The sequence below is a fragment of the Hyella patelloides LEGE 07179 genome (genome assembly GCF_900659865.1).
Taxonomy (GTDB): Bacteria; Cyanobacteriota; Cyanobacteriia; order Cyanobacteriales; family Xenococcaceae; genus Hyella; species Hyella patelloides.
On the sequence record NZ_LR213769.1, the window covers coordinates 1 to 11,722 of the forward strand.

The following is an 11,722-nucleotide window of genomic DNA, read 5'->3' on the forward strand; positions in this document are numbered from 1 at the left end:
GTAGATGTCATGGCAACTTCGGCAGCACCTATTCAAATTGCCGTATACGGTGAAGATTTAGATGTTCTCTATCCCTTGGCAGATAAGGTACGGTCGATTGCTAAAGACACTCCTGGGCTAGTCATGGTGCATACCAGTTCGTCTTTGTCACAACCAGAATACCAACTACAGATAGATCGCCGTCGCGCTCAAGAATTGGGCTTAAATATCGAACAAGTAGCCGAACAAGCCCGTTATGCCCTCAATGGTGGTTTTACCCGTAAATACTATAACCGCCCCAATCTAAGACAGAATGACATTTTAGTCCGCTATCAAGCAAGCGATCGCGCCTATGGTCAGAATCTCGCAGCCACCTACATCACTACTCCCAACGGACAGCAAGTACCCCTCAGTACCGTTGCTACTTTAAAACGGGAATATGGGGCGACTTTAATCGAACACGTTAACGGTAAACGAGTAGTTTATGTTAATGGTTACTATCGTAAATCCAGTCCCGCTTCAATGGATTTATCAATGGCGATCGCTATGCGGGCGGGAGAAGAGTTGGATTTTCCTCCAGGCTACGGCTTAGATTCGATGGGGGATATGACGGATATGATGATTGAATTTGATCGCCTGCTCAAAGGTTTAATCGTTTCCATTATTCTGATTTATCTAATTCTGGTAATTCAGTTTGGCTCATTTATCCAGCCCTTAGTTATGATGCTATCGATTCCCCTACAGTTAATTGGGGTATTTGGCGCATTGTTATTAGCCCAACAAACCCTCTCTTCTGTCTCTATTCTGGGAATTATTATTCTCTCTGGTATTTTCGTCTCTGCTGCCATTCTGCTACTAGAGTTAATCCTTACCAAAAGACAAGAAGGAGTCCCCAGAGCCGAAGCCATCCGCCAAGCTGCACCAGTACGACTAAAAGCAATCTTTATGACTACCTTAACTACCATGATTGTGATTGTACGACTAGCTTTTTATCCTGAAACTGGGATGGATGCTTACTCTCCCATTGCCACAGTGGTTTTAGGGGGACTGACTGTTTCTACCCTGCTGACTCTAATCGTGATTCCTATCGTTTATACCTTCGTTGACGACATTACTCAGGGATTGAAAGGGTTGAGAAAGAAAAAATATTCTTCTCGCAGACAACTTCCACAAGTAGAGTCTTGATACAATTTTATGTCAGTTGTTTAATAGGTTGAAAATTGAAAAATAGACGTTACTTGACGTAATGAATACAATTATGGATGTATTTGTGTGAATTGTGTGAATTGTTTAATTTTTGATTAAATCTTCAAAATCATGAAATCTAGTTTTATTTCTATATATCAGGAGAAAGTTGCTCCAGAGAAAAATTCTACTAACTTCAATCGCATTGTATGTGGGACACAAACCAATACTGATACTTCTAGAGAATCTTCGGATCAAGCTCCTCGTACTCTTGGTACTCAAACTCAAACAAGGATACGAGAAACACCAGATTCTCATATTTATGGTCAACAGTTTGTGATTATTCCTACATGACATTACGACCGAAAACGTAAGCTAGAGCATCAAATGGCACGCCAAACTGACGAGCGAACTTGGCGAGGTTTCCTCGCCTCAAGCACGCGCGAGTTAAATACATGGGCTTGTCTATTTCGTCAGTTTTTGCGACCATATAGGGCATAATGAAGTCAGGACGCAATTGATAAACTTGAGAATTTTCTTTGAGTTTAATGCGTCGAATGGGAAGTTGTTGCTTAGTCGAGAAGACAAAATGTTGATGCTTTCGATCTCCTAAAATTTCAGTCTCTCGGATTCTGATTCTGAATGACATCATTGTCTACCCTGTTTGATTGGCAATCGCGCTTATAGCTTATAGCTTATAGCTCGGAAGCTTAGCTCCTTTATTGAGAAGATTACTGTTAAATTTTTGGATATTGGGCTTGATTTTCAACTGGCTTTAAGTATTGATGAGAATTTTGAGCCAAAATACCATACTTGGGTGCAAATACCATCGCTACGAGAAATAACACCGTTAACAGTACTACAATCGAGCCTCCCGTGGATACATCAAAATGGTAGCTGAGATAAGTTCCCATGACACAAGAGAAGACGCTGGTAGCGATAGAAATACCTAGCATACGGTCAAAGCGGTCGGTTAATAAATAGGCTGTCGAGCCTGGTGTTACTAGCATGGCAATGACCAGAATAATACCTGCGGTTTGGAGGGCAGTGACGATGGTCAGAGCCAGTACCGAAAGTAGGGTATAAAACATAAGCTGGGTGTTCAGACCAATGGCTTGAGCGTGGTTGGGGTCAAAACAGAATAGCAACAGGTCTTTGCGCCGTATCAAAATTACTACAAGGGTAATCATTCCTGCAATTACAGTTTGAATGATATCTTGCTGTGAAATACCCAGCACATTACCAAATAGAATATGAAACAGGTCGATGTTACTGGGAATTTTCGTTACCAGCACCAAACCGAAGGCAAAAAAGCCTGTAAACACTACTCCAATAACCGCATCTTCTTTGAGACGAGTTTTTGACTTGATATAGCCAATAGCAACGGTTGCCCCAAACCCGAACAGAAACGCCCCAATAGCAAAGGGAATATTTAAGGCATAAGCAACCACCACCCCAGGCACGACCGCATGGGAAACCGCATCTCCCATGAGCGACCAACCCTTGAGGGTAATGTAACAAGAAAGCACCGCACACACTAAACCCACAAAGGCACTAACCCAGATTGCCTGAACTAAAAAACCATACTGTAAGGGTTCGACCAGCCAGTTCCACAGGGGAAATACTGCAATTGTATCGCTCATCGATCCACCTCAGACGTATGGTACATCTGGGGCAGGCTACTAATTGGCAAACCGTCAAAAGTCATGGATAAATTCTCTTCGGTAAAGGTTTCTTCCGTCGTTCCCGAAGCCAGAATTGTTTGATTGAGGAGAATAGTGCGATCGCAAAAAGTCAAAACCGAAGCTAAATCGTGGGTGGATACTAAAATAGTGTGTCCTTCTTCTCGTAGCTGGATTAGCAAATCGATAATCCGTTTTTCGGTTTTCACATCTACTCCCGTAAAAGGCTCATCAAGTAAAATTACCTTACCTTCTTGAGCCAAGGCTCGCGCCAAGAATGCCCGTTTCTTCTGACCTCCAGACAATTCGCCAATTTGGTGGTGACGAAAATCAATCATGCCCACCCGTTCCAAACTTTCCATCACTAGCCGACGGTCTTTTGAACCAGGGATACGCAACAGGTTCATGTAGCCGTAGCGACCCATCATTACCACATCATATACGCTTACGGGAAAATTCCAGTCTACTTCATCCGACTGAGGTACATAAGCCATTAACTGTTTTTTCTGAGCTTTTTGCACGGTCAGACCACCAACGTGAATTTGTCCCTGGGTAGGCTTTAAAAATCCCATGATGGATTTAAATAAGGTAGATTTACCACTGCCGTTTGGTCCTACTAAAGCAGTGATAGTGCCTGGTTCTACAGTACAGCTAGCATTATAAAGAGCTAGTTTAGCATTGCTGTAGGTAACGCTGAGGTTATTGACGCTGATATTGAGGGTTTGAGTTGCTGTTGGCATAATCTTTAAATTCTGAGAATTTTGAGTAAGAAGTTAGAAAGTTTTAAGCTTGGCTGTTGTCGTTAGCAGTAAGTTAACTTTTACTAATTACTAATTACTAATTACTAATTACTGGCATTGCTACCCGCCAACAAACCATTAGCAATGGTGCGAGCATCGTATTCAAGTAAATCTATGAAAGTTGGAACTGGCCCTTCTTCTGTAGAAAGTGAATCTACATAAAGGTTGCCCCCAAACCTTGCCCCTGTTGTTTTAGCCACTTGTTTCTGCCCTTCGTCGCTCACGGTAGTTTCACAAAAAATAGTGGGTACATTATTGGCTTTTACTTCTTCAATTACACTCTGTACCTGCTTGGGAGTGAATTGCTGTTCGGCATTAATGGGCCACATATAAATCTCTTCCATATCATAGTCGCGAGCGAGATAAGAAAATGCTCCTTCGCAACTTACTAAATACCTTTGATTTTCAGGTACTTGTGTTAGATCGGCCTTTAATTCTTCATCAATGGCCTTGAGCTTTTCGCTGTATGCCTCTGCATTAGCATTGTAGGTATCGGCATTCTGGGGATCGAGTTCTACAAAGGCTTTACGAATATTCTCAACATAGGTCAGCGCATTTCTAGGAGACATCCAAGCGTGGGGATTGGGTTTGTCTGTGTAGGGACCTTCTGCAATGGGAATCGGCTCAATTCCCTCTGTCAACAATACGGTCGGAATATCTTCAACATTGCCTAAAAATTGCTCGTACCAACGCTCCAAACCCATGCCGTTGTAAAGAATTAAGTCGGCATTTTGGGCTTTAACGATGTCGCTAGGTGTGGGTTCGTAGCCGTGAATTTCTGCACCGATACGAGTAATAGATTCTACATTTAGCTTATCCCCTGCAACATTTTGGGCAATGTCTGCTAAGACAGTAAAGGTAGTCAGGACTGTCTTTTTTCCCTCAGTATTGGCTGCTTGCTCGGAATCAATTTCTGTTGTTTGGGTATTGTCTGACATAGCAGAGGTGGAATTTTCTCCTGTCTCGCTGCAACCAGTCAGCCACATCCCCAACGTAATACTGAAGACGAGAATAATATTTCGTGTTAAGAAAATTTGTGCCATTGAGAAATAAATAAATTTGATTTCATTATCATATCATTTTCTTTTCATATTTATCTCATAGTTAAGAATTATCAAAAGTTTATTTAATCGTCTCCATCATTCTGATCGATCTGATTCTGGTAATTCAGTTTGGTTCATTTATCCAACCCCTAGTCATAATGTTTTTAACAAATTCACCTCTCTTTTAGCAACGCCACCAATCTGTGAAGCTAGATAAATTTGTGTTTTGCTGTGACTACTTCTTCATAACTACCTGATTGGATAATGCGACCCTTTTCCATCAAGTAAATGCAATTGCAATGTTTGACGGTAGTCAATCGATGAGCAATAATAATCATAGTTTTTTGGCCACTTAAAGATCTGATAGCTTCGGTAATTAGACTTTCGGTTTCATTATCTAAAGCAGCAGTAGCCTCATCCAGAACTAATATTTCTCTTTCATGGTAAAGTGCTCTCGCTATTCCTACCCGTTGACGCTGACCCCCAGATAAAAGTATTCCTCTCTCCCCAACTATTGTTTTAAGACCTAATGGTAAATTTTCCACGACTTCTTCAAGTTGAGCAGCCTTGATTGCTTGATGTAATTTTTGTCGATTAATTAAATCTTCTGGAACACCAAAAGCAACATTTTTTTCTAGAGTTTCGTTAATTAAAAAAATAGATTGAGGTATATAACCCACTAAATTTTGCCAATTACGAAGGTTGGAGTAGATGGAGTTATTATCTACTTGAATATCTCCCTTATAAGGCTGAAGCAATCCTAAAATTACATCAACTAAAGTTGTCTTACCAGTGCCAGATTTGCCGATAAAGGCGATCGATTCTCCTTTGCTAATTGCGATCGATATGTCTTTTAGTGCATCTTGTACAGCATTAGGATATCGATAATTTAAAGAGTCCAACACTATTTGGTCAGTAAATAGCATCATTTTATTTACTGAATTACTGTCATTCTTAGATAATTTTTCGATATTTTCCTGAGATAAGTATTTGTAGTTATCAGCAATTTCTATATTTTCAATTTCTTTTAAATCCAAATAGAGCTTGTCTAAGATATAAGTACCATTGCGGAGTGAGGTCATTGATTTAACAGCAATAACAATAGCTGGTTTCAAACGAACTGAAGCTAAAGCAAAAATACTGATTACCGATGTGATATCTTGTACATTCTGGTTTTGAATATTCTGGTTGAAGGCTAAATATAAAGAGATAAAACCAATTAATACCACGATTAAAAACATTTCAATAACAATACGTGGTGTAATCGAAAAAGTTTGCAATGAACTAGAAACATTGGCAAAGATTGTAGACTGCTTGACCAATTGTTGTTCAAAGTATGGTTCACAACCAATAATTTTAGTTTCCTTGATTCCTCCCAAACTATGATTAATAATTTCAACCATAGCTTGGTTAGCTTTTGTTGCTTTTTCTCCCCAATTCTTAATTCTATGCTTAAAAAAGTAAAGCAAAATTAATACAGGGCATACAGACACGACAACAGCAATAATTGTTACCAAATTAGTTATACATAATAATATAGTCAGGATAATTATGATTATGCAATTAGATGCTAAATTTAGCATAGCCAGCATAATACCATTAGAAAATATATGGGTTTCGGAAACAATATGATTAATTATTTGAGCAGAGTTTTTAGTCAGATGAAAAGTATAAGGAGCCCTCAGATATGCTTTTAATAATCTATTAGCTAATTTACCCTTTTGTCTATAACTCAAGCGAAAAATATAAAATTGAGTGAAAAAGCTAATAACTGACTTTAAACAAAAAATTATTATAATCAACAAACCCAAGTAAGCTAAAAATTGATTGAGGCTCAAATTAAAATACTGATAAGCCCAATTCAAACCAGTATTTTGTGTAATTTTATTAGGATTAATAGCCAAACTAACAAATGGGCCAATAATCCCAATGCTAATAGCATCCATTGAAGAAGTCAAAATAAAGGCTAAAGCAAGAAAAAACAAATATTTCCGATCGTCTGACAATATATATAAAAATTTAATAATATATTTTTTCATATTCTTGCAGCATTAACTTTTTACAAAATATTTATATTTAAACACGATCTTTAAATTTAAGACAAGCTAGAGTTTGGAATAATCAAAGAAAACTTTTTTTACCAGTTTGTCACTTTTATTTGCTATACAAATTATAGGTTGAGTACTAGTCAAAAACGACGATATTATAGTGGTTTGATATGGATGAGGCAAAAAAGAAAGATTTGCTTAAGAAAGCTGAATTAGTACAAGAGCAAGAGAAACTATTATTACTTTTGTTATCAGAAGAAGGAATTAATCTTACTGTAAAGAAAGAAAAAATTGCTCCAAGACAGCATCAAATCAATACAATTTCACTTTCTTATACTCAAGAAGGATTATGGTTTCTCTCTCAATTAGAACCAGATAATCCTTTTTACAATCTTTCTGCTGCCGTTAGTTTGATGGGAAATTTGGATGTAATAGCACTCCAGCAAAGTCTAACTGAAATTGTTGGTCGCCACGAAATTTTACGCACCAACATCGTCACGATAGACGATCGACCAGTCCAAGTCATCAACGCCAATTCTACTATCAGCTTATCAACTATTGACTTAAAAGCTTGTCCTCCATCTTCCCAGTCAGCAGAAGTAGAAAAAGTAGCAGCACAAGTATCTCAACAACCTTTTGATTTTAAAAATGATACTCTAGTTCGCTTCACGTTACTAGAACTAGCAGAAAATAACCATGTGTTGCTGATAACAATACACCACATCATTTCAGATGGTTATTCCTGGGGAATATTAATCCAAGAAATAGGAGAACTATATCAAGCTTTCAGTCAAAAAAAATTTCCTGCCCTATCGAATCCCCCCATACAATATGGAGATTACGCCCTTTGGCAAAGAGAGCAGTTAGAGAGAGGAAAATTAGAGAAGTTAGTAAACTACTGGAAACAACAGTTATCAGGCATTCCACCTTTATTAGAATTACCAAGCGATCGCCCTCGTCCTCCCATACAAAGTTTTCAAGGCAGCATAAAATCCAGTTATTTATCTGCTCAACTAACTCAGCAATTAAAACAACTCAGTCAAGCATCAGGAACAAGCCTTTTTATGACTTTGGAGGCAGCGTTTGCCGTCTTGATGCACCGCTACAGTAGGCAGTCAGATATAGTAATCGGTTCTCCCATCGCCAACCGCAATCTACCAGAAATAGAAGGATTAATCGGTTTTTTTGCCAATAACTTAGTATTGCGGACTCAGTTTAAAGAAGGGATGACTTTTCTAGAGTTATTAAGCCAAGTACGACAAACAACTCTAGAGGGATATGAACATCAAGAATTACCCTTCGGCAAAATGGTAGATGAATTACAGCCAGAGAGGGATTTGAACCGTAATCCTTTGTTTCAAGTCATGTTCTCCCTGCAAAATGCCCCTTTGCCATCTTTAGAACTGCCTAATCTCAATTTAAGTCCTGTAGTAAATTTCAAAAGTGGTACAGCGAGATTCGATTTAGAGGTTAATTTTTGGGAAGAGAAAGAAGGTTTAAAAGGAGATTGGCTCTACAGCACAGACTTATTTGATGGATCGACCATTGACAGAATGATGGGTCATTTCCAGACATTGCTAGAAGGAATTGTCGCTAATCCTAATCAGAAAGTATCTCAATTACCGTTAATTACACCATCGGAATATCAGTTATTAGCAGAATGGAACAACACCAAAGTTGAATATCCCCAGGATCGATCTATTCATCAGTTATTTGAAGCGCAAGTAGAGAAAAATCCCAATGCAGTAGCAATTAAGTTTGAAGAGCAAGAACTTACCTATGCAGAATTAAACCAACGTGCCAATCAACTAGCCCATTATTTGCAAAGCTTGGGGGTAAAACCAGAAGTATTAGTAGGTATCTGCATTGAGCGATCGCTATTAATGATAATAGGTATCTTGGGGATTCTCAAAGCAGGTGGTGCATATGTTCCTTTAAACCCAGCTTATCCCCCAGAACGTCTAGCTTATATGCTCGATGATTCTCAGGTTCAGGTTTTAGTAACTCATTCCAATTTAGTAGCTCTACTTTCAGAACATCAAGGGCAGCTAGTTTGCTTAGATCGAGATGAGGAAGTAATTACTCAAGAGAGTCAAGACAACTGTTTGAGTGAAGTTAATCCCAAAAACTTGGCTTATGTAATTTATACTTCAGGCTCTACAGGTTTACCTAAAGGAGTTTTAGTAAATCATAATAATGTAGGTCGTCTTCTAGCAGCCACTGAGTCTTGGTTTAAGTTTAGCCCGTCAGATGTCTGGACACTTTTCCATTCCTACGCTTTTGACTTCTCGGTTTGGGAAATTTGGGGCGCGCTGATTTATGGTGGACAACTTGTGATAGTGCCTTATTGGGTCAGCAGAGAACCAGAAGCCTTTTATCAGCTACTATGCCAAGAGCGAGTAACCATTCTCAATCAAACCCCTTCCGCATTTAAGCAATTAATGCGTGCTGAAGAAACAGTAAAAACTACTCAAAAACTGAGCTTACGTCAGGTAATTTTTGGCGGAGAAGCCCTCGATATACAAAGCTTAAAACCTTGGTTCGATAGACATGGAGATCGATCGCCTCAGTTAGTCAATATGTACGGCATTACTGAAACCACCGTCCATGTAACCTATCATCCCCTAACTAAAGCCGATCTCAAGAGTACAGGCAGTGTAATTGGTTCTGCTATTCCCGATTTACAGATTTATATCCTCGATAAACATCTTCAACCAGTTCCCATAGGAATACCAGGGGAAATACATATTAGCGGTGCAGGTGTAACTCGTGGTTATCTCAATCGACCAGAATTAACAGCAAGTAGATTTATTACCAATCCTTTTGTAGGGGCGATTCGCGCGATGCGCAGCGAGTCCTTTAGGGAATCGCCCCTACTGTACAAAACAGGAGATTTAGCCCGCTATCTATCTAATGGAGATATTGAATATCTGGGAAGAATTGATAATCAAGTCAAAATAAGAGGGTTTCGCATTGAATTAGGGGAAATTGAGGCTAATCTAGGAAAACATCCTGGCATACAAGAGAATGTCGTCATAATCCGCGAAGATCGACCAGGGATAAAACAGATTGTTGCCTATGTTGTCCTTAACCAAAAATTAGAGTCTGCATCTAGAGAGTTACGTCAATTCCTCAAACAAAAGCTACCAGATTATTTAGTCCCTTCAGCCTTTGTGGTACTCGATGCCTTACCTCTTAGTCCTAATAGTAAATGCGATCGCCGTGCTTTACCAAAACCAGAGAGAATAAACTCAGAAATAGACTCCATCGCACCCAGTACCCCTAAAGAAAAAACCCTAGCAAGTATCTGGGCAAAAGTTCTTAGATTAGAACAAGTAGGTATTAACCAAAACTTCTTTGAATTGGGTGGGGATTCAATTTTAGGTATTCAAATTGTCGCCCAAGCTAATCAAGCAGGACTTAAACTGACAATTAAGGAGTTGTTTCAATATCAGACTATTAGCGAACTAGCAACAGTGGTAACTTCGGCTAATGTTAGTCAAGCAGAACAAGGTTTGGTAACAGGGAAAGTACCTCTGACACCGATCCAACATTGGTTTTTTGAGCAGCAACTAGCAGAATCTCATCACTGGAATATGGCTTGGTTGCTAGAAGTTGAACCAAACCTGAAACCAGAATTTCTAGAACAAGCAGTAGGGCAATTATTAGTACATCACGATAGCTTACGGTTAAAATTCACTCCTACCCCTTCAGGTTGGCAACAAGAATACACTCAACCCAAGTCAGATATTCCCTTTACAGTAATTGATTTATCGGCACTAGAGTCAGAGCAACAGACACATCAACTAGAAACAACTGCGACTCAATTACAAAGTAGTCTGGACTTAGCATCGGGAGATTTAGCCAAAGTAGTATTATTTAGACTGGGTAGTAAAAGCGATCGCTCCACGACATTTTGCGATCGCTTACTCCTCATTGCTCATCACCTAGTAATAGATGGCGTATCTTGGCGCATTATCTTAGAAGATTTATTTACGGCATATCAACAACTAGAAGCAAGTAAAACTATTAAATTGCCAGCTAAAACTACATCTTGGCAAGCATGGAGTGAAAAAATAACTGAATATGCTGAATCAAAAGCCTTAGAGAAGGAATTAGATTACTGGTTACAAATAAAAAGCGATCTCGCCGTTGGCGAGGCGCGTTGCGATCGCATTAGCAAGATTCCTCTAGACTATCCTGAAGGAAAAGCAGAAAATACAGTAGGTTCAGTAGGACAGATATCAGTATCCCTAACTGAAGCACAAACTCGCACCTTATTACAAGAAGTACCAGCAGTTTATAACACCCAAATCAACGACATCCTGTTAACGGCATTAGTCCAAAGCTTAACCCAATGGACAAAAACAGACTCTTTACTAATCAATTTGGAAGGACATGGGAGAGAGGAATTATTTGCAGAGATAGATTTATCCAGAACAGTAGGCTGGTTTACCAGTATCTCTCCAGTGTTACTAGAATACAAACCAAGTTCGAGTTTAGGAGAAGGGATTAAATCAGTTAAAGAACAACTGCGTCAAGTCCCCAATAAGGGCATTGGCTACGGAATTCTGCGTTATCTAAGTCCACAGACAGAGACAACTAAGCAACTTCCTCCAGTCCAAATCAGTTTTAACTACTTGGGTCAATTAGATGGCGCATTTAATCAAGGTGCAATTTTAGGTTTAGCCACAGAATCGGTTGGAGCTACCCGCAGTCAGTCAGGAAAGCGTCGTTACTTATTAGACATAGATTCGCTGATAGTTGACGGAAAACTCCGAATAGACTGGAATTACAGCCAAAATCTGCATCAAAGCAGCACCATAGAAGCTTTAGCCAAGAATTTCCTAGAGAAATTACAAAATTTAATTGCCCATTGCCAAGAGCCAAAAGCAGGAGGTTATAGCCCTTCCGATTTCTCCCTTGCCAGATTAAGTCAAACACAGCTCGATCTCCTAATGGCAAAAATCAATCAAAATAACTAG

General features: G+C 39.2%; 8 protein-coding genes. 3 read left to right on the plus strand and 5 right to left on the minus strand.

The genetic code is table 11. From position 1 onward, the window contains the following. Nucleotides 1-1,164, plus strand: a 1,164-nt coding sequence (locus tag H1P_RS00975) for an efflux RND transporter permease subunit (protein WP_144863244.1), incomplete at its 5' end; no start/stop codon positions are given. 132 nt (nt 1,165-1,296) lie between these two features. Further along, nucleotides 1,297-1,518, plus strand: a complete 222-nt coding sequence (locus H1P_RS00980) for a hypothetical protein (RefSeq protein WP_144863246.1) — start codon at nt 1,297-1,299, stop codon at nt 1,516-1,518. Here H1P_RS00980 and H1P_RS00985 read toward each other — a convergent pair. From H1P_RS00985 to H1P_RS01005, 5 genes are all read right to left on the minus strand, one after another. Further along, a complete protein-coding gene (locus H1P_RS00985; RefSeq protein WP_246141419.1) occupies nt 1,511-1,816 on the minus strand; it encodes a hypothetical protein in 306 nt (101 codons plus the stop codon). The two genes, H1P_RS00980 and H1P_RS00985, sit on opposite strands and share 8 nt — an antisense overlap. Nucleotides 1,817-1,901: 85 nt before the next feature. Further along, nucleotides 1,902-2,807, minus strand: coding sequence for a metal ABC transporter permease (locus H1P_RS00990; RefSeq protein ID WP_144863248.1), 906 nt, complete (start codon nt 2,805-2,807; stop codon nt 1,902-1,904). Further along, nucleotides 2,804-3,586 carry a metal ABC transporter ATP-binding protein gene (locus H1P_RS00995; RefSeq protein WP_144863250.1) on the minus strand — a complete coding sequence of 261 codons (783 nt, stop codon included), beginning with the start codon at nt 3,584-3,586 and terminating at the stop codon, nt 2,804-2,806. Before H1P_RS00995 ends, H1P_RS00990 begins: the two co-directional genes overlap by 4 nt. Before the next feature lie 104 nt (nt 3,587-3,690). Next, complete coding sequence (locus H1P_RS01000) at nt 3,691-4,689, minus strand: metal ABC transporter substrate-binding protein (RefSeq protein ID WP_144863252.1); 999 nt, start codon at nt 4,687-4,689, stop codon at nt 3,691-3,693. Nucleotides 4,690-4,898: 209 nt separating this feature from the next. Next, a complete protein-coding gene (locus tag H1P_RS01005) occupies nt 4,899-6,728 on the minus strand; it encodes an ABC transporter ATP-binding protein (RefSeq protein ID WP_144863254.1) in 1,830 nt (609 codons plus the stop codon). A gap of 179 nt (nt 6,729-6,907) precedes the next feature. Between H1P_RS01005 and H1P_RS01010 the strand changes: the two genes are divergently transcribed. Next, nucleotides 6,908-11,722 carry a non-ribosomal peptide synthetase gene (locus H1P_RS01010; RefSeq protein WP_144863256.1) on the plus strand — a complete coding sequence of 1,605 codons (4,815 nt, stop codon included), beginning with the start codon at nt 6,908-6,910 and terminating at the stop codon, nt 11,720-11,722.

Bases quoted from the DNA above. Each gene is read 5' to 3' on its own strand.
- H1P_RS01010 (WP_144863256.1), top strand. From the start codon at position 6,908: ATGGATGAGGCAAAAAAGAAAGATTTGCTTAAGAAAGCTGAATTAGTA.
- H1P_RS00995 (WP_144863250.1), bottom strand. From the start codon at position 3,586: ATGCCAACAGCAACTCAAACCCTCAATATCAGCGTCAATAACCTCAGC.
- H1P_RS01005 (WP_144863254.1), bottom strand. From the start codon at position 6,728: ATGAAAAAATATATTATTAAATTTTTATATATATTGTCAGACGATCGG.
- H1P_RS00985 (WP_246141419.1), bottom strand. From the start codon at position 1,816: ATGATGTCATTCAGAATCAGAATCCGAGAGACTGAAATTTTAGGAGAT.
- H1P_RS00990 (WP_144863248.1), bottom strand. From the start codon at position 2,807: ATGAGCGATACAATTGCAGTATTTCCCCTGTGGAACTGGCTGGTCGAA.
- H1P_RS00980 (WP_144863246.1), top strand. From the start codon at position 1,297: ATGAAATCTAGTTTTATTTCTATATATCAGGAGAAAGTTGCTCCAGAG.
- H1P_RS01000 (WP_144863252.1), bottom strand. From the start codon at position 4,689: ATGGCACAAATTTTCTTAACACGAAATATTATTCTCGTCTTCAGTATT.